Consider the following 19,486-nt stretch of genomic DNA (forward strand, 5'->3'; position numbering starts at 1 on the left):
GTTAAAAGCTTTTAGGCTGATACATTGATTTATTCCAAAAAAAAATGATGGACCGATAACCCGATCCATCAAAAATTATAAATCCTTTAATGAGTATGATTTAAAACCATTTATCAGTTAGGGAAATTCTAAAGCAAGTCTCAACTGTCTATCGACCCCGTTACTCGTTTCATAAATGAATTCAACGCATCACGAAGTGGCATACCTTCCTTGACCATATTTTGTACCTCAATCGCACCGTACATATTTGAAAGAAGTTCTCCGATGGTGTCTAATTCCTCATCTTTGATTCCCCTTGCTTCTGCAATATGCTCTAACAAACTGATGGTCTGATTGATATAATCAGTATCATTTTTGTCAGTGAAGGTAAGAATGTGCTTAATTACTGGCAATCTCATCTATAAGTCCTTTAAGTAATTCTGCTTTGTTGGTCTGGATCTGATTCAAAAGCGACCCTCCTTTATAGGATGCAAAGGTGGGTAGGTTATCCACTTTTGCTAATTTCCTTGAATTTGGAAACTTTTCGGCATCTACAACGACGAAGGAAATGTCCTCGTGCTCAGAGGCAAAACGTTTGAATTTAGGTTTCATCACCTTACAGTTACCACACCATCCTGCGGAAAACTGTACTACAACCCTTTCGTTGCTTTCAACGATGGCCTGCAGATTATCTTCTGTTATTTCTTCTACCATGATGTTTTTTTTTAGTGGTTACTAAGGTATTGAGCTACTCCCTCTCGATCAGCCTTCATGGCTTCATCTCCCTTTTCCCAATTTGCCGGGCAAACCTCCCCTTTTTCTTGAACATGGGTATAAGCATCGATTAACCTGATGAAGTCATTTGCATTCCGTCCCAAAGGCATGTGATTCACACTTTCATGGAAAACCAAACCATCCTCATCTATCAAATAGGTGGCACGATAGGTTACATTATCGCCTGTAATCAAATGAGACTTAAGATCGAGGTCATATTCCACTTTTTGGATATCCAAAATACCCAATATCGAAGAAAGGTTACGATTGCTGTCTGCCAATATATCATAAGTTACGCCTTCGATACCACCATTGTCTTTGGCAGTATTCAACCATGCAAAATGGACTTCCGGTGTATCGCATGAGGCACCGATCAATATGGTATTCCGCATTTCGAATTCAGGCAAGGCTTCTTGAAAGGCGTGGAGTTCTGTTGGACACACAAAAGTGAAATCCTTAGGGTACCAGAAAAGAAGAATTTTTTTTCTCTCTTTTACAGCCTTCTCAAAAACATTAATTTTAAACGTGTCACCCATCTCATTCATGGCATTGACACTAAGACTTGGGAAATTTTTACCTGTATAGGACATAATTTATTCGTTTATAAAAATGTAACACAATTGTAGGCAAGGGTGTTCATACATTGAATTAATAAAAAATACGCAACGATTACGTCCTATTGTTAACAAAAATGAAAAATACCCGGCACTTGATTGTTTATTCTGTTTAAAGCCAAATACTTATTTCATTGTTTGGGTAAATGAAGAAGTAACCTATTAAATATTTTTTGAGGCTAACCTAAAGATTCTCCGATTTTAAAAGTAAGGTTCTTAAAAGTAATTGGATTTCATCATCTTTCCATGCCATCCCTTTTTTTTGGTTTTGAGAGTCATCTTAATCTTTGTAAAAAGTTTTTATACGCATCAAGGTAAGTATTAACTACCTCTCGTGAATAAATCATTACCATTCCAAAACTTATGAACAAAGGCGATAAACAAAGTCTTTCATCTATACATTTTAAAACAAATTTTTATGAACATTGTAGAAACTGCCGTTGAAAACGGCTCATTTAAAACTTTGGTAGCTGCGGTGACTGCTGCCGAATTAGTAGAAACATTGATTGGTGACGGTCCTTTCACTGTCTTCGCACCACTTGATACAGCATTTGAAAAGCTTCCTGAAGGAACGGTTGAATCTTTGATTTTACCTGAAAATAAAGCTCAGTTGCAAGGTATTCTTACGTATCATGTAATTGCAGGAAAAGTAATGTCAGGCGACTTGTCTGACGGTATGGTTGCTACCACGGTAAATGGTGCAGAAGTTACAATCCATTTAACAGATGGAAAAGTATTTGTGAATGATGCTGAAGTAGTAAATGCTGACATTAAGACCGATAATGGCGTGATTCACGTCATCAATAAAGTAATAATGCCTGCTTAATTTATAGAAAGCTAAATCAATCATTACCAAAAAGCCCTGTCCAAAGCGGGGCTTTTTTGCTTTAGATAATTTGAAAAAAAATTAAGAATGATGAGTGAATAATGATGAATGAAACACTCTTTCAGCATTCTTAATTCAGCATTTATTTATTCAGCATTTTATGAGCTTTTCTTGATGGTAAAACAAACCGTGGTTCCTTTTCCCTCCTCAGATTCTATCCATACCTCTCCCCCCATTCTTCCAATACTTTTCTTGACCATGGCCAGCCCCATTCCGGTTCCTTCATAAGCCTTCGGAGAATTGAGACGTCTAAACAAATGAAAAGCTTCTTCTCTTTGATTTTCAACGATTCCAATCCCATTATCTTTTACCATAAAGGTGAAATAGGTTTCATTTTCTTTGACATCAATGGAAACAATAGGAATTATCTCTTCAGGTACAAATTTAATTGCATTGGAAATAAGGTTTTGAAATACCAGCAAAAACCCGGTGTAGGACCCCTGTAGGACAGGTAATTTTTTACTGATGATTTGGGCATTTTTTTCTTCGATATTTTTCTGAAGAATCTTCTTCACCTCCAAAATCACCTCATTCAGATCTACAGATCCGGTGGCATCAAAATTGGAAGATTGATGGTATTCCAATAAATCCGCCATCATTTTGCTCAGCCTGTCAGCGCCATCCAAGGCCTGATTGATATAGCGCTGTCCTTTTTCATCCAAACTGTCTCCATACTTGTTTTGAAACATGGATAAAAAGGAATTGATCATCCTAACAGGTTCTTTTAAATCATGGGAAAGTGAATAAGAAAACATGGTGATGTTCTCATTGACATCTTTCAATTCTTTATTCAATAATTCGATTTCTTTATTCTTTCGCATCAAATCACGTTTGTTGTTAATCAAATCGTTATTGAGTGCAGTAAAGTCATTTAAAAAAACATCATCCAATTCACTTTTCTCAATTTTATTCAGGATTTTATCCGCCTTTTTTTCCGATAACCTGATCTGATTCGCCTGCTCATTATTAATCAGCATCAATTCACGCAATGCTTTTGCATTGGAATTCAATTCAGTATTTCCGCAGAGCAAAACCTTTTCATCCAACAAATAGCCGGAGAATAACAAATCGATGGTTTTACCGTCATGATTCATAGATAGGATTGTATCCCGCACCATGGATTTTTCTAGAATAGTGAGCCATAAACTCCCCAAATCAGATATAGACTCCTGTGAAAAAATACTATACAAGGCCACAGGCAGTTTTAAGTTTTCCAAGAAAGACCCTGTGTCCAAAAATACCTGCTCCACTATCGCATCTTTATTACATGACAGGATTATTTTAAATTCCTTTGTATTTTTTTCCATGTTAGAGATTTACCAATTGATTAGCTTTTAAAATGGCCTGATCAGCATTTTGGGCAAAAGCATCTGCACCCATCCTACTCCATAGGTCCTGATGGGTCAAAAAAGGGTAACCGCCAACCATGATTTTTAAATTGCTAAAATGCTCATTGCTCCGTATTTTTTTTATCAATGAGGCTGTCCTACTCACATGGATGGGAAGGGTGACTGAAATGGCGAGAACATCTGCTTTGTATTCCTCCAAGGCTTCCTCCAATTGAATATCCGTCATCTGCGAGCCCAGGTAATGTGTATCCCATCCCTCCATTTCAAAAAAATCAGATACCATACGTATGCCAAACTCATGCAAATCCCCATGGATGGAACAGGCCACCATTGTTTTTCCCTTCCGGGTCGGAGAAAATATATGTCGGTAAAGCCCTGAGATAATGTATTGGGTAGCAGCGGTACAATAATGCTCTTGAACAACGCTGATTTTATTGCAATGCCACAATCGGCCTACTTCATATTGGGAATCCTGAAAAATATATTGATAAATAGCCTTGATCGAAACACCCTGATCAATCAGTGCTGTAATCAATTGCGTTGCCTCCGTCCTGTTTCCCTGCAACAAATAATCAAGATAGGATATTGCCTCTTTCCTCAAGGGGTTATCCGCTGTGAAATAAGACAATGTCTCTTGTCTACTTTCTTGGAGTTTTTCTTTTGCAGACTTTATATATTCATTTGTGGAATCTGAAAACTCACTGCCAAGTATTTTAAATACAGCTTGCTGCACATATTCAGGGTAATTAAGAATGTCTGTTTTAGGAATATTCCTTGATTCCAATAGTGTTGCAGCCCAAATATTATAATTGATATAAAGTTCAGGAAAGCCTAAGGTCAAAGCTTCTTCCAAAAATTTAAGATGAAAAACAGCATTTTCAATATTCAGGAGTTCCTTTGAACTATCTTCTGTATGCAGTTTGGGATTGCTCTCGCGGTGTAGCGCAACGATATAATTAGCCAGCTCTACAGATTTTTCAGTAAATAAATGCAAATTCAAAGGGTTCATTGTCGATTGCTCAAGGGTTCGTTTTTCTTTACATCCTCGCTGTAATGTGCTTACATCAATCCCCTTTATGACCAAAAAGAAAATTGTAAACCTTTAGACCTCTTCCTTCACTATTGAAAGCTCATGGTAGATGTGAAGTATGAAACCATCTTGAGCTAATTTCCACCGTATGATCATGATGGTTGGTTTTGGTTTAATTTAGGAGAACCTGAAATATGGATAGCAGTACAGCAGTGTTTGCTGCCAATCTTTTTCAGTTCTCTGAACATATCCTCCGCTGATTACTTAATGCTGTAAAATCGGAATAAGCCTCTCAATACCCTATGACAAAAATCATACTACATAATGACATACAGCATTTTAATCTTGTTTGCAGAAGAAAATTTTCATTTACCCAAAATTGTTATTCGGATAGGAGGCATTCCGATTAGCAGATGATAAATGATGATTGAAATTCAGTTGCAGCATGTCCTTAATTTAAATCGCCACCTGCTTTAGCTGTGATTCATTGAATAAAACAGGCTTTTAGGCTTAAACCAAAAAAGAATGGATAAAATTAAGAACGATAAATGATGAATAAAATTCAGTAGCAGCTTGTCCTTGGTTTAAATTTACACTTTAGCCACAGTAGAATGAATTATAAAGACCTAAAAATTGGCAATATTATCCCCTACGGCATTCCATGATTAGGACCTAATATACTTTGACAATCTTTGGATTTGAACCCGGTGCATCCGCTGCAAAATGATAGGGTAAAGATTTGCAATGATATTCAAAACCATCGTCAGCGCAAATGTGACCAAATGCCCGCGCAGGAGGAGAAAAAATGACACGATCAGAAGCGTAACAAAACCCCCTAAATGCCCGAATTCTGATTGTTTTGTCTGGAAGTCAAAATTTTGGATCCCGGATTTGGTTCCGATAAAGTATTTTTTTCTATTTTTTTCCTTGCCCCAAAAAGCCATCAATAGAAATGACTTAAAGAATTTAATTCCCAAAAGTTTGTATGCGAGGTGTAATGCTTTTGGGTTTTTGATCTTATAATACGAGTCAGGCAGAAGTCTGCTGCTTGGGTAGGCAAATCCTACAAAAGCGAAAATTCCTGTAATGAAGAGGTTGAGCAATACCGCTAAAATGAAGCTTAGCAACAAAGATAACTTGTCAGGGGATACAGTGTCAAATACAAGAATGAGCTTGTAGGTATTGTAAGCCAAAAAGATGGAAATCATTGGAAAAAATATCTTTTTAAGCATGAGAGAGTAGTTTCTTTTTGAGAACAATTAAGCCAGTACCCAAACTAAACCATTTTTTTGGGAAGTGCAATCATTCTATCAGGAAGTAGAAAAGCCCTGAGTTTTTGTATAAAACAATACTTTGTGTGAAATACCCCGGGTCTGTTCCATTGCTAGGGGAACTAGCACCAAAGGAATTTTCACATCACTGTTACCCTCGGCTTGGTAATAGTGGCATTGTTATTCTATTTGAGATGTTTAAATTTAGGGTCCCAATGACAGACCATAGCCCCCATCTTCATACAGAATATTCTCCCTTATTTGATTATTTCAATAATCTTCACAGGATTTCCGATGAAGCAAAGGACGCAATTGAAGCCATTTGCAACATTTCCAAAATTCCGAAAAACAAAGACCTGCAGTCTATCGGACATACATGCCGCACCATTTATTTTGTCAAAAAAGGAATTGCAAGGATCTACTACTACAAAGACGGAACGGATGTTACAGAATCCTTTGCTTTTGAAAATTCCCTGATTGCTAGGGTGGAAAGTCTCTTTACCGGAAAGCCTAGCAGGAAAGGCATACAGGTTTTGGAAGATTCAGAGTTTATTGGAATAAGCTCTCCCTTGTTGTTTGACCTGTATGATCAATTCCCTGACATAGAGCGTCTATTCCGCAAAATCTTTGAATCTGCCTATGTCGAAACTGTCAACAGGATTGAAAGTCTTCAGTTTCATTCTGCGGAGGAAAGGTATCATGCCCTGACACAGGAATCCCCCGATTTTTTGAAAAGAATTCCCCTAAAGTATATCGCCTCCTATCTCGGCATCACCCAAGTAAGCCTCAGCCGAATCCGCGCCCTGCGATGATTATTTAACATTTGTAAAAGGAATCGACCCGAGCCTCCCCGAATTTTGCGTAGTCAAATAATAGGAAAGTGCATCAAGTCAAACTCGGTCTCAAAGAAAACTGGAAACAATTTACACTCTTAGTCATCATCAATGCCTTTGTTGGCGGGATGGTGGGCCTGGAGCGAAGCATCCTGCCACAGATTGCCGAACAGGAATTTCACATCGCCGCCAAGACAGCCATCCTTTCATTTATCGTCGTTTTCGGTATTGTCAAAGCCATCACCAACTATTTTGCCGGTGTTTTTGCCAATAAAGTAGGGAGAAAAAATCTGCTTACCATCGGTTGGCTATTTGGGATTCCAGTACCTTTCATCCTGATGTTTGCCCCCAGTTGGGACTGGATAGTCGCTGCAAACATCCTTCTTGGAATAAATCAGGGTTTGGCTTGGAGCAGTACCGTAGTCATGAAAATTGACCTTGTAGGCGAAAAACAGCGTGGTTTCGCCATGGGTTTGAATGAGTTTGCGGGATACCTTGCTGTGGCTTTGGTTGCTTTTTTGACAGGATACATTGCAGCAGAATATGGCTTGAGACCATACCCCTTTTACCTTGGTATAGGCCTTGCCCTATTGGGTTTATTTGGTTCCATTTTTCTTATCAAAGACACCCGGAAGCATGTCGAGGCTGAGAATTCATTTTCTGAAGTACCAAAATTGAAAAATCCTTTTTGGGAAACTACCTGGAAAAACCCAAACCTAGGTGCTGTCACCCAAGCAGGTTTGGTCAATAACCTCAATGATGGGATGGCGTGGGGGATTTTTCCAATATTACTCGCTACCAAAGGATTCAATCTAGAACAAATCGGGGTCGTCACTGCTGTCTATCCTGCGGTTTGGGGATTTGGACAGCTCTTTACCGGGAAGATGGCTGATATTTTCAATAAAAAGTACCTTCTCTTTATCGGAATGCTGCTGCAGGGCATCGCATTGGGTTTATTTCTTTTTGCCGAAAGCATGACGCATTATGTGGCTTTGGCTGCAGTATTGGGTTGGGGAACAGCCATGGTCTATCCGACATTTCTTGCCACGGTTGCCGAAAATACCCATCCCCAAGACAGGGCAAAAAGTATTGGGATCTTTCGGTTGTGGAGAGATTTGGGTTATGCCATCGGGGCAATTCTCACAGGTCTGATCGCAGATTCGTTTGGGATAGATATTTCAATTTTGGCCATTGGAGGGTTGACGGTAATTTCGGCTGTGGTGATCGCGGTTAGGATGGAATAGCTTTCCCAAGCGCAGGGTAATGAGGAATAAAATAGGTCTATATCAATCGGATGTTTTTTCCATGGGCAGAAGCCCGTGGCTATTGAAAGTTTTGACCACTTTGTGGTCTCCCAGTGCAACCAAGGGAATCGATGGCAATTTCGGGTAAGACAACCCCGGCCATTGCGGCAAAGATTTTGGATTGTTTGAGGAGATATAACATTGGCAGCGACTGCGTTTTATATTCTGCGTAAATCTGCTTAGAAGTAATTGGGGTTTCAAAATGAATATACTTGGCCCGATCATTATTTGTATGTTTGCACGAAATGTTGAGAGAAGCATTGCAGTAAATATTGGGATACTCTCAAAACAGCCTAAAAATAAAGTTTATAAATTGGCAAAAGTTAGATAATTCTTAATTTTAAAATAAAAATGAATAGACTAGGACCTATTATAGTTATCGAAGATGATCCTGATGACCAGGAAATTTTAAAAGAAGTCTTCGAATCATTGGCATATCCCAATGAAATTATGTTTTTCTTTGACGGGGAGTCTGCTTTGAAATTTCTCACCGAAATTCCTGTTGATCCATTTATAATTTTTTCTGATATCAACATGCCAAGATTGAGCGGCATGGAACTGAGAGAAAGAATTCATCAGAATGAAAGTATGCGCTTGAAGTCAATTCCCTACCTGTTTTTTTCAACCACAGCCGAACAAGCACACGTCATCGATGCCTATTCGAAATCTGTTCAGGGATTCTTCATTAAGCCTAATAGTTACAATGAAATTAAAGACATCATTAAGATAGTGGTAGAGTATTGGTCAAGATGTGTCGCTCCAAATTATATTAAATAATTTTTTTGTTTTTACCCTCTACCATCTCTGGCGGTTCAATATGATTTTTTGCAAAAGGCTAAAGTATTAGGAACCTCATTCCTGATAGCTGCACGGATTCCTTTCCTACCGTCCGCAGTCTATTATCCATAAAAAAGGCTATTCATCCAAAAAATGAGTAACTTACTGAAATGTGAAAGTGTAATATTAATTAGAATTCTCGGACTAAAATCAATATAAAAAATGAACAGAAAAGGACCAATAATAATTATTGAAGATGATTGGGATGATCAGGATATTTTGAAAGAAATATTTGAATCACTTTCCTACCCCAATGAAGTAATGTTTTTTAATGATGGAGAAGAAGCATTAAAATATCTGACTAAAGCCAAAGAGGATCCATTTATAATTTTTTCTGACATCAACATGCCAAAATTAAACGGCATGGAACTCAGAGAGCAAATTCAGGAAAATGAGGAATTAAGAGTAAAATCAATCCCCTTTTTGTTTTTTTCTACCACCTCCGAACAAAAATACATTGTGGATGCTTATTCAAAATCCGTTCAGGGGTTTTTTATCAAGCCTAATTCTTATAAAGAAATCAAAGAAACCATTATGATAATTATGGAATATTGGTCAAAATGTGTGGCACCAAATTACGTCAAATAAATCTCCTATCATCTAATCAAAGTACCCCTCTCACGATTAGTACGCCATAATCTGGCCAACACTTTCAAATCAGTTTGTTGGTGTTAAGCATAATACCAGCCCCTATTTCCCTTAGCATTGCAGGTAGGCATGGAAAAGGTAGCTAGGGACAATTACCCAACCAGTCTAATTAAAATTCTCTTCCATTACTTTCCTGAATATTTCTGCAGTCAAAGGCTTGTGTACAAATTCTATCACTGCCGGGAGGGCAGAAGCCCTTTGTCTGTCATCAGGATTATCACTGGTGGTAAGCATCGCCACTACTGCCCTCTTATGTATGTCAGCTGACAAATCATTGTATTTTGCAATAAAGTCCCAACCTGTCATACCCGGCATATTGATATCCAAAAAAATAATGCCCGGTTGGGGTGTGTTTGCATATTTACCCTTGCGAAGCAAAAAGTCAAGTCCCTCCTTGGCTGACCTTACCGACTGTATATACAACCCTTCACATTCTTCTTCCAAAACAATAGTATGGTAAAAGTTAGTCGCCTCATCATCATCAATAAGTAAGACACAGTCCAATTTGCGGTTATTCCCTTTCATATCGTATTTCTTAAAGTAAAATAAAAAGAAGTACCCACCCCTTTTTGTGAATCAATCCAAATTTTTCCACCGTGAAGCTCGACGATCTTACGGCAATAAGCCAGGCCCAAGCCTGTACCCTCAAAATCCTCCATGAGATGTAACCGTTGGAAAATCAGGAAGACCTTATCATAATCACGCTCTTCGATCCCTATCCCATTGTCCTTCACACAAAACTCTATATGGGAATTGATATCCTGGGCAGATACCTCAATTATGGGAGCTACATCAGACTTTCTAAATTTCAGGGCATTGCTGATGAGATTCTGAAACAGCATCCGAAGCTCTATAGGATTTCCCATCACAAAGGGAAGCTGCCTGATCTTGATTGTACCATGACCTACCTGAAGTGCTGAACCAAAATCCAAAGCAATGGTATTTACCAGTTCTTCACAGTCCACCATTTGGATCTTTCGGTTATTCCCGATTCTGCTAAATTCCAAGAGTCCCTTAATCAGGACGGTCATCCTTTGGGTGGCTGAGGTGACATAATCCAAAATCTTTTTTCCCTGATCGTCAAAGTGGCTATAATACTTTCTTGAGATCAAAACGGTCATATTACCAATGGTTCGTAGGGGTTCTTGAAGATCGTGACTGGCAATACTTGTAAAACGTTCAAGTTCCTTGTTTTTAAGAATCAAGTCAGCATTAAGATGTTCAAGTTGATTTTTATGATCTGATAACAACTGTTGCTGTACATCCAATTCCTTCACCTTTTCCAGTAATTCCGCAGAACTAATAGATAGTTGCTCGTTAATCCCAGCCATACTGGCAAAACTACTCTTTGCTATGGATACAAGTGTCACACAGGTCCAGATCACTACAAGTGCAATGACCATGTTGAAATTGGACAGGTCACTCGAGTTGGCGACTACTTCTTCTGAAAGAAAGACCGACATGAAAGTCAGGATACTGCAGACAATGGCAGTATAAACGCTGGCATCTTTCCCTGGAAATAACCAACTGTACAAAATCACCACAGCATACATACATGCCACCGAAACCGAATTATTTGTATTCAAGTCCACCAAAAAAATGACTCCCGCTATCACCCCTGCTACAAAAATCAAAGTAGCATTTTGAACTAGCATCATCGATTTTTTTTTGGAGATCATCAGGTTGTTTTCCTATTTAATTTTTCTCTTAAATTCTCAATTTCCGTTTCGTACGATTTGATCTGCTTTTCCATCTGATAGATTTTCAATTCATCTTCAGGACGCTCTGCCACCAATTTTGGAAGTTCCCGTATAAGCACAAACGCCGTAACCAAACTCACTATGGCCGTCACCAACCTCACAAGTGCACTGAACCTGTAGGCAGGCCACCAAAACATCACCGCATCGATCAAGTGCGTACTCCCACATAGGATAATAAAAGCTCCGAAAAGCCAGAAAACCGGTAGGAAGGGGAGATTATGCCGTTTTTGAATAAAGAAGATTATAATGGCCGGAAGAACAAAATAAGCCAGCCAAATGGCTATATCACTCGTGATGTATAACCAACCGTGAAACGATGTCCATTCGCCGCAAACCCAGCGTGCCGGCCAGTCATCTGTGTTAAATAATTCTGAAAAAAATTCAGTTACTTGCTCCATGGGATTTACGATTGGTTTTAAGTAAATATAAATTTATTTACAATTTAAAACTAAAGATAAGCGGATGAAAAAACCTGTTAATCCGGGCTTTCAAGATCAATAAATTGTTTTTTTGATAATGAGTGAGGTCTCATATGATTCATATTCAGAGCTGTTACTTACCTTCCATCGATTCGATTACCTTCAGGATGTCGATGCCTTTGCCTATCACAGGCGCCCACAGATCGCCTTTTTTTTCAATACGTTTCAAAACGTTCTTGATGGTAAACTGTGAAGGAGAGAGTGATGGATTGACCTCAGCCCATTCGAGAGGCGTACTGACCGTAGCTCCGGGTTTAGGCCTGGCAGAGTAAGGTGCCGCCAATGTTTGCCCCTGCCTGTTTTGTAAATAATCTACATATATTCTATTATTTCTTTGTGCCAATGGGCGTTTGAGCGTGGTGGTTTTGGGAAGTTTTTCATTTACTTTTTGGGCAATCAGCTCACCAAATATCTTGCCAGTCTCATAATCATATTGTGCTCCGAGGGGAATGTAGACATGTAATCCCGTCGCCCCTGATGTTTTGCAATAACATGGCACTTCCAATCCATCCAAAATTTCCTTTGCCACAAGGGCGGCTTCTACTACATTTTTGAAATCAGGGTTTTTTTTGGGTGGATCCAAATCTATCACGACCCAATCAGGCTTATCCAGGTTTTTGATGGTCGAATTCCACGGATTGATTTCAATACACCCCAAATTGGCCATGTAAACCAATGTTGCCTTGTCATTACAGATCAGGTAATCGATTTTTTTTTCTGTGGATTCGGAATAGACTTCAAAGGTCTTTAGCCAGGAAGGAATTTTGTCTTTTTCGACATTCTTCTGATAAAAGCTCTGCCCGTCGATTCCATTGGGAAATCGGTTCATGGACTGTGGCCTGTCCTTCAAATAAGGTAGCATGACTTCTGCTATTTCACTGTAATAATTGACCAAGTCACCTTTGGTAATGCCTTCTCCGGGATAATACTCTTTGTTTTGGTTGGTAAGCTGCAATGTCCTTTTGCCAATATTGACACTTCGGTCATTCTCAGGCTTTGATGGCTTTTCTTTTTCCTCCTTGGGAGCTTTCTCGTTTGGTTTGCTTTTGCTTTTGGCAGCAGGCTTTTCCTGCTTTTCTGGTGAATCTTTCGCTACTGTTATTTGATTGGAGTTGGCTTGCACCTCGGTTAATTTTTTGTCTGTCCTCAATCCTAGAAAAACCGGATGTCTTAGGTTTCCATCTTGGGTAAATTCCGTGAATTTTACCTGAGCGATAAACTTCGGTTCCATCCATTGGATTTTACGGATGATTTTTACCTTTTCCTTTAACGGCGAAGAATCGGTGAAATGAGGTTCGAATTTTTGATACAAATCCTTAAGATCAGCTTCAGTGAATCCCGTGCCGCAGTTGCCAATGTACTTCAGTTCTTTACCATGGTACTGTGCAAGTAAAACGGATCCAAAATACTTGCGTGAACCTTTGGTCTCTGTGATTCCGATGATGATGGCTTCTTCCTGATTGAGGAGTTTGATCTTCAGCCATTCCTTGCTTCTGCGTCCTACCCGGTACACACTGTTTCCGTCTTTGGCAATGATGCCTTCAAGGTTTTTTTTGCTTGCCTCGTTCAAAAAATCTATTCCCTTTTCCTCCATATGATCAGAGTAAAGGATATGCTTATTGTCATGATTGGAGAGCAGCATTTTTAAAAGCTCTTTTCTTTTCAATAAGTCTAACCCCTGTATACTGTTGCCATCTAAATGCAAGAGGTCAAAAACATAGTACTTAAGCGTTCCCTTGCCTGTTTTCTTAAAGTTTTGCAACAACTGAAAATCAGAACGGCCTTTGCTGTCTTCTATGACCACTTCTCCATCCAATACAGCTTCATGACCTAATCCTTTTAACTCATCGGCAATGGATTTGAACAAAGTATTGAAGGATAGTTCGTTACGGCTAAAAAGATCAACATTATCTTCATTGACCACAGCTATGGTGCGGTAGCCATCATATTTGATCTCAAATATCCAATCCTTTTTGTCAAATGGATCCTCTACCGTCTCCGCCAACATGGGTTTGGTAAAAGCTGCTGTGGTTTTGCTAGTAGAAGAGGTAGATTTTGCTTTTGTTGTTTTTTTAGTTTCGCTTTTGGAAGGTAATTGCTGCATTTCCTCCAAAGTCTGTTCAGACAAGACAGATTTCCCCTTTTTCAAAACATCTGTTTTGCTGGCGAACTTGTCTTCCTTTTTGATCAGCAGCCAAGCATTGTCTTCTTTGCCTTTTAATTGTACCAAATCAAATTCGCCTTTTAATTTCTCTCCCTCAAGCCAAAGCGCCAAATGCCCTTTGTCAAAACCTCTTTTCAGTTTTTGGTAGGCCTCTTCGGGATTCTCCGCATCAGGATAGGTGTAGCTTCCGGTATCCCACACAATCACATGGCCTGCACCATAGTTGCCCTTGGGAATTTCCCCTTCAAAATCCTTGTAGCTGAAGGGATGGTCCTCGACCATAATGGCAAGGCGCTTATCATCGGGATTTAGGGAAGGCCCTTTGGGTACGGCCCAGCTTTTCAGAACCCCGTCAAACTCTAATCGCAAATCGTAATGCAGGTTTCTGGCGTCGTGTTTTTGAACAACAAAAAGTAACTCCTCCCCTGTTTTTTTTAGCTCCCCTTCAGGCTCTTTGGTGGAGTTGAAATTTCTCTTTTCATTGTATTTTGACAAACCCATATCATAAAAAATTAAGCACTTTTGGTCTTCTTTTCTGCCAAACTGGCTTTGAGCATTTCCATCAAATCGTCACTTTGTCTGTGAACCACTTTCATCTTGGATTTTGCAGGTTTTTTGCCTTTTGCTTTGGCTTTGATGATCTCCAAAAGTTTTGCCGTATAAGTATCCTTGTAATTGTCAATGTCAAATTTTTCTGTCAGCTGATCAATCAGCTTATCAGCCATGTCAATTTCTTTGGTTTTGGACTTGGACACCGGAGGTAATTTCAGTTCTGATATATCCCGTATCTCCTGCACAAACCGGATCCGGTTGAGCACTATGACACTGCCGTAAGGCTTCAAAACAGCCAATCCTTCTTTGTTTCGCATGACAAATGAAGTGACACCGACTTTGCCGGATGCTTCTAACGAATCACGGAGCAAGGCATAGGCCTTATTTCCTGATTTGTCCGGTTCGAGGTAATAAGGTTGTTCGTAATAGATACTGTCGATTTCCTTGCTGTCAGCAAAACTGAGGATATCAATGGTTTTTGTTTTTTCAGCATCGGCTGCTTCAAAATCTTCACTCTCCAACACCACATAGTCATCCCCCATTTTGTAGCCTTTGACAATGTCAGCATATTCGACTTCTTTACCCGTTATCTCGTTTACCCTTTTAAACTTGATATTCGAGTGATCTTTACTGTCGAGCATATCCAAGTCCAACCGGCTTTCTTCGATGGCTGAATATATTTTTATCGGAATATTGATCAATCCGAAACTGATAGAACCTGTCCAAATTGCCCGCATAACTATTATTTTGATTCTTGAATGAATTTTTTCTCTTCTACTTTTGATTTGTAAGCCATACCGGCAAATGCACCAAACACCACATGCGCAAGCATCAAGTGCCCAAAGTATTTCTTCAGATCTTTGGCAGGAGGATTGGGATGAAGCTTAAATACTCCCTTCCAAACCAATATACCGGCTAGGCCACTTGCGGCACCCAATAAACTTCCCGAAAGAATTCCGGGCTTAACCTTACCGGATTTCCATAGCTTATGATAGAGGGAAGAGAAGCCAAAACCTGCAATATAATGCAGTGCCCATCCGTCTACTGCGGCATCGGATTTCCGCATCTTGGGGCTAAGTCTCGAAATTAAATCCGCCAGAACAAGTGGCTCCCTAAAATTCTCCTCCTTCTTCTCAGACACCAGATAACTAAAAAGTGTCATGGATGAAGTTCCTGCTACCGTGGAGTTTATGATGGGTTTTAGATTCATAAATGCAAAGGATATCTTTTTTCTATAAAGTCCTTTACACAAACGCATCATTAAATTACATGATTTATTGTTAGTGACTTATAGTTAATCTTGTACCTTGTTTTCATATCAAAAAATGATAAAGTATTGGCAATGTTGGACTTGGGGAATACCTCAAAAATGCCGACAGGCTTTAGCGAGCATTAAGTGTAGAAAGCCAACATTTGGAGAGGGATACAAAAATGGTCCCGCTACCGTTTTTGCGCAAATCTGCGATATCTGCGGGACGATTAAAAATTAAGAATGATGAATTAAGAATGAGTGACACAACCGTTGGTAGTGATATTCTCCGCGCTCTCTGCGTGATATTACTTTAGATTTCTCCATATTAATTTATAATCCTCGCTTCAATTGGCAACGGCTTTGAGACCGATAATGGACCCGATCAATGTGATCAGAAAAAATAAGCGAAGAAAAGTAGCCGGCTCTTTGAAAATAAAAATCCCAATCAAAACCGTCCCAACTGCCCCAACACCCGTCCACACGGCATAAGCCGTTCCGATAGGCAACGTTTGGGTAGCTTTGATCAACAGCCCCATGCTGATCCCAAGGGTTACTACAAAACCACCATACCATAAATACATTTCATTACCTGAGGTTTCTTTTGCCCTACCCAAGCAAAAAGCAAAAGCCACCTCAAACAATCCCGCAATAATCAATACGATCCAATTCATCTGATTTATTTTTGTGCAAAGGTCGTCAATGGAAGGAATGGAAAAATTTGTAGGAAGTAAATAAATTAAATCCAAGCTCCTAATTGCCCATGCATTGAAGTGACAACCTTACTCTTTTTCGCCTAAAATAGCAGCGGGCTTGATGACTGTTTTTCTACGAAGACCAAAACTATCGATGGCGTATTTCCGGATATGGTCTTCCATTTCCTCCACCGAATCGGTCAGTAAAAATAATTCTAGGTCTTCTTTATTGATCGTGCCATAATCCGCCATATGCTGGATATAATTGTAAAGGTCATGGTGAAAATCACTGCACATCAATACCACCGGAAACCGCCTCATGACATTGGTTTGGATCAATACCAATGCTTCAAAAAATTCATCCAGGGTTCCAAATCCACCGGGCATCACCACAAAAGCATAGCTGTACTTTGAAAGCAGCACTTTCCTGACAAAAAAGAAATTGAAGTCCATCCATTTGTCCAAATAGGGATTGGGATGCTGCTCAAAAGGCAAGATGATATTACAACCGATCGACTTACCTCCTACATTTTTGGCCCCTCGGTTTGCTGCCTCCATGATTCCCGGACCACCACCGGTCATCACCGTAAATCCCATCTTGCTAACGCTTTCGCCTACTTTGACTGCGAATTTGTAGAATTTATCATTTTCTTCAAACCGAGCCGAACCAAAAACAGTCACACAAGGCCCTACAAAATGAAGCATCCGAAATCCCCGGATAAACTCCATCATCACTTTGATAAGAAATTTGAAATCTTTCCATCTGGTCTGGGGTCCGGCAAAAAAGGCTTCCTCTTCAGGATTGACCAAGGGCGAAAATCCTTTTACATGTTCTTTAATCATGCAGTAAACATATTTATAATTTTGAAAATTGCCATGGAAAATTTATTGTTCTTAGGTAGCACAAACATTGGCGGAGCTAAAAAAAAATGAAGAATTCAGAATGATGAATTATGATTGGAGTTAAGCAGCGTGTCCTTAGTTTTTGTTAACGCCTGCTTTAATAGGTGTTTGATTAAAGGAAAAGTGGACATTTTGGCTTGAGCCAAAAAGAATGAATAATTCAGAATGTTTGTGAAGACACAAACAGTGGTGGAGGCTCTTCAAAAACCTATTTCTTGAGTACTTACAAAGGTTTGAAAAATTTTTTGGGAGAAAATTATTCTGATTTCTCAATACCACTAGTTTTTATGACCCGTGTCATTTTTCTTTACTACAATTAGACTGACATTTTAACTATTGTACAGAGAGAATATGTCATTTCTATGGCTTGGTAAATTCATAGAAATGAGCCTTGTAGGTACATAATAATTAAAATTCAACTTTTGGTTTTCTAAGAAAAGGTTATGGAAAATAAAATTTCAACCCAGACAATTTACGACACCGTTATTAGGCTATTTATCTTGATGTTGATAGTCGTTTGGTGCATATTGATTATGCTTCCATTTGTCAATATTATGATGTGGAGTCTGATATTGGCAATGGCAATTTTTCCTTTGCATAGATCATTTGCCCTTAAGCTTGGGGGCAAGCCTAAACTAGCATCGTTCCTGATCGTTTTTTCCATATTGTCCATAGTAATTCTTCCCACGGTATTAATGATTATTTCACTTGTGGATGAAGTCAAAGAACTCAAGGCAAGTTTCAGCAGCGGGACACTGACAATTCCCCCGCCTACCGAAAAGGTTAAAGAATGGCCTATCATCGGCGGGCGCTTTTACGATCTGTGGCAGTCAGCTTCTGACAATTTGGAGCAGTCCATTGTCGCCTATAAAGACCAGATAATTGATGTTGGGAGAAAAATTGTGTCAGGAATTTTGGGTGCCTTGGGAGGGGTTTTTCAGATAATTGTGGCACTTATTATCGCAGGTTTTCTTTTGGTCATCGGGGGAGTTGGGGAATCTATCCGTAAACTATTCAGAAAGTTGACCGGAGACAAAGGCGATGAATTTGCAGATATGACATTGATGACGGTTGGCAATGTGGTCAAAGGCGTATTAGGTGTCGCTTTGATTGTCGGGATTTTGCATGGTATAGTGTTTACGCTTGCGGGGATTCCCTATGCAGGTATATGGACCTTGATTGTGCTTGTTTTTGGTATCCTCCAAATCCCGGCAATACTGGTTACGCTCCCCATCATTATTTATATGTTTGCTACTAAGGAGCCGATGCCGGCAACCGTCTGGACTTTCTTATTGGTAGTTGCGGGTTTGTCGGACAACGTTCTCAAACCGATTTTGCTAGGCAAAGGAGCACCCGTGCCCATGCTAATCATATTTATTGGGGTGATTGGAGGATTTATATTTTCCGGTTTTATCGGCTTATTCACAGGAGCTATAGTGATGTCTATCGGTTACAAACTATTTGCCGGATGGCTAAACTCAGACAATACAATCCGCTTAAATCCGAGAAGCGAGAGCCGAGATGCGAGAAGCGAGAAAAAATGAAGAATTCAGAATGATGAATTAAGAATGAGAAATTCAGAATGATGAATTAATAATTCTGAATTATAAATGAAATTCAGTAGCAGCGTGTCCTTGGTTTTTATTGCCACCTGCTTTAGCTGGTGGTTGAAAAAATGAAAAGAGGCATTAGGGCTTTAGCCGAATAGAATGAATGATTCAGAATAAAGAATAATGAATGGAGTTAAGTAGCAGCTTGTCAATGGTTAATTGCCATCTGCTTTAGCTGAATTGCCACCTGCTTTAGCTGGTGGTTGAAAAAATGAAAAGAGGCATTAGGGCTTTAGCCGAATAGAATGAATGATTCAGAATGCGGAATGTTTGTGGGGACACAAACGTTGGCGACGCGGTGGCGAAGACCGATCCCAAAGGGATCAAATAATAATAACCCCGAGTGATCCCGATAGCTATCAGGAGAAACTCGGGGATAAAGCAAAAAAAGACAATTCCGGTTTTTGGCAGAAGAAATTTAAAAAGGGAATTAGGGTTTTCGCCAAAAACAGGGAAGTTCAAAATCCTTTGCACCCCTTAGCGAAACCATCGAGTCCTTTGCGGTAAAAGCAGGATATTTTTTAAATTAATTTCTTTCGCCCTTTCAGG

At 39.4% G+C, this 19,486-nt stretch carries 20 protein-coding genes; 6 read left to right on the plus strand and 14 right to left on the minus strand.

The genetic code is table 11. The annotated features are described in order from the left end of the window. Positions 1–140 precede the first annotated feature (140 nt). The 3 genes from M3O96_RS18260 to M3O96_RS18270 are packed head-to-tail and all read right to left on the minus strand — an operon-like array spanning position 141 to position 1,343. Complete coding sequence (locus M3O96_RS18260) at positions 141–398, minus strand: DUF6952 family protein (protein WP_249722921.1); 258 nt, start codon at positions 396–398, stop codon at positions 141–143. After that, positions 379–693, minus strand: a complete 315-nt coding sequence (locus tag M3O96_RS18265; RefSeq protein ID WP_249722923.1) for a thioredoxin family protein — start codon at positions 691–693, stop codon at positions 379–381. The genes M3O96_RS18260 and M3O96_RS18265 overlap by 20 nt, the downstream gene beginning before the upstream one ends. Before the next feature lie 11 nt (positions 694–704). Then, positions 705–1,343 (minus strand): peroxiredoxin, encoded by a 639-nt coding sequence (locus M3O96_RS18270; RefSeq protein WP_249722925.1) that lies wholly within the window; start codon positions 1,341–1,343, stop codon positions 705–707. A 442-nt stretch (positions 1,344–1,785) separates the two neighbouring features. Here M3O96_RS18270 and M3O96_RS18275 point away from each other — a divergent pair, with 442 nt between their 5' ends. Further along, positions 1,786–2,193 carry a fasciclin domain-containing protein gene (locus M3O96_RS18275; RefSeq protein WP_249722927.1) on the plus strand — a complete coding sequence of 136 codons (408 nt, stop codon included), beginning with the start codon at positions 1,786–1,788 and terminating at the stop codon, positions 2,191–2,193. A gap of 158 nt (positions 2,194–2,351) precedes the next feature. Here M3O96_RS18275 and M3O96_RS18280 read toward each other — a convergent pair whose 3' ends face one another. The 3 genes from M3O96_RS18280 to M3O96_RS18290 form a co-directional block, all read right to left on the minus strand. Then, positions 2,352–3,560: a sensor histidine kinase gene (locus M3O96_RS18280; RefSeq protein WP_249722929.1), complete on the minus strand. Its 1,209-nt coding sequence runs from the start codon at positions 3,558–3,560 to the stop codon at positions 2,352–2,354. A gap of 1 nt (position 3,561) precedes the next feature. Then, positions 3,562–4,611, minus strand: coding sequence for a cobalamin B12-binding domain-containing protein (locus M3O96_RS18285; protein WP_249722930.1), 1,050 nt, complete (start codon positions 4,609–4,611; stop codon positions 3,562–3,564). Positions 4,612–5,297: 686 nt separating this feature from the next. Continuing rightward, positions 5,298–5,840, minus strand: a complete 543-nt coding sequence (locus M3O96_RS18290; protein ID WP_249722931.1) for a glycosyl-4,4'-diaponeurosporenoate acyltransferase CrtO family protein — start codon at positions 5,838–5,840, stop codon at positions 5,298–5,300. Positions 5,841–6,118: 278 nt separating this feature from the next. On the opposite strand from M3O96_RS18290, the gene M3O96_RS18295 reads away from it, so the two are divergent. The 4 genes from M3O96_RS18295 (at position 6,119) to M3O96_RS18310 (ending at position 9,465) form a co-directional block, all read left to right on the plus strand. Next, positions 6,119–6,715, plus strand: coding sequence for a Crp/Fnr family transcriptional regulator (locus M3O96_RS18295; protein WP_249722932.1), 597 nt, complete (start codon positions 6,119–6,121; stop codon positions 6,713–6,715). A gap of 68 nt (positions 6,716–6,783) precedes the next feature. Further along, a complete protein-coding gene (locus M3O96_RS18300) occupies positions 6,784–7,980 on the plus strand; it encodes an MFS transporter (RefSeq protein ID WP_249722933.1) in 1,197 nt (398 codons plus the stop codon). A gap of 411 nt (positions 7,981–8,391) precedes the next feature. After that, a complete protein-coding gene (locus tag M3O96_RS18305) occupies positions 8,392–8,817 on the plus strand; it encodes a response regulator (RefSeq protein ID WP_249722935.1) in 426 nt (141 codons plus the stop codon). 222 nt (positions 8,818–9,039) lie between these two features. After that, complete coding sequence (locus M3O96_RS18310) at positions 9,040–9,465, plus strand: response regulator (protein ID WP_249722937.1); 426 nt, start codon at positions 9,040–9,042, stop codon at positions 9,463–9,465. A gap of 165 nt (positions 9,466–9,630) precedes the next feature. Here M3O96_RS18310 and M3O96_RS18315 read toward each other — a convergent pair whose 3' ends face one another. From M3O96_RS18315 to M3O96_RS18350, 8 genes are all read right to left on the minus strand, one after another. After that, positions 9,631–10,050, minus strand: a complete 420-nt coding sequence (locus M3O96_RS18315) for a response regulator (protein WP_249722939.1) — start codon at positions 10,048–10,050, stop codon at positions 9,631–9,633. Then, on the minus strand, positions 10,047–11,183 hold the full coding sequence (locus tag M3O96_RS18320) for a sensor histidine kinase (protein ID WP_249722941.1): 1,137 nt from the start codon (positions 11,181–11,183) through the stop codon (positions 10,047–10,049). Before M3O96_RS18320 ends, M3O96_RS18315 begins: the two co-directional genes overlap by 4 nt. Before the next feature lie 20 nt (positions 11,184–11,203). Continuing rightward, positions 11,204–11,683, minus strand: coding sequence for a hypothetical protein (locus M3O96_RS18325; protein WP_249722942.1), 480 nt, complete (start codon positions 11,681–11,683; stop codon positions 11,204–11,206). Positions 11,684–11,837: 154 nt separating this feature from the next. After that, a complete protein-coding gene (ligD, locus tag M3O96_RS18330; RefSeq protein ID WP_249722944.1) occupies positions 11,838–14,429 on the minus strand; it encodes a DNA ligase D in 2,592 nt (863 codons plus the stop codon). A gap of 11 nt (positions 14,430–14,440) precedes the next feature. After that, entirely contained in the window at positions 14,441–15,217 is a 777-nt protein-coding gene (gene ku / locus M3O96_RS18335; RefSeq protein ID WP_249722947.1) for a non-homologous end joining protein Ku, read from the minus strand. Positions 15,218–15,222: 5 nt separating this feature from the next. Further along, positions 15,223–15,690: a hypothetical protein gene (locus tag M3O96_RS18340; protein ID WP_249722948.1), complete on the minus strand. Its 468-nt coding sequence runs from the start codon at positions 15,688–15,690 to the stop codon at positions 15,223–15,225. Positions 15,691–16,076: 386 nt separating this feature from the next. Beyond that, positions 16,077–16,403: a DMT family transporter gene (locus M3O96_RS18345; RefSeq protein ID WP_249722950.1), complete on the minus strand. Its 327-nt coding sequence runs from the start codon at positions 16,401–16,403 to the stop codon at positions 16,077–16,079. Between the two features lie 108 nt (positions 16,404–16,511). Continuing rightward, on the minus strand, positions 16,512–17,267 hold the full coding sequence (locus tag M3O96_RS18350; RefSeq protein ID WP_249722952.1) for an LOG family protein: 756 nt from the start codon (positions 17,265–17,267) through the stop codon (positions 16,512–16,514). Between the two features lie 503 nt (positions 17,268–17,770). Here M3O96_RS18350 and M3O96_RS18355 point away from each other — a divergent pair. After that, positions 17,771–18,871 carry an AI-2E family transporter gene (locus tag M3O96_RS18355; RefSeq protein ID WP_249722955.1) on the plus strand — a complete coding sequence of 367 codons (1,101 nt, stop codon included), beginning with the start codon at positions 17,771–17,773 and terminating at the stop codon, positions 18,869–18,871. Positions 18,872–19,486: the final 615 nt, after the last annotated feature.

Source organism: Aquiflexum sp. TKW24L, from assembly GCF_023502205.1.
Taxonomy (GTDB): domain Bacteria; phylum Bacteroidota; class Bacteroidia; order Cytophagales; family Cyclobacteriaceae; genus Cognataquiflexum.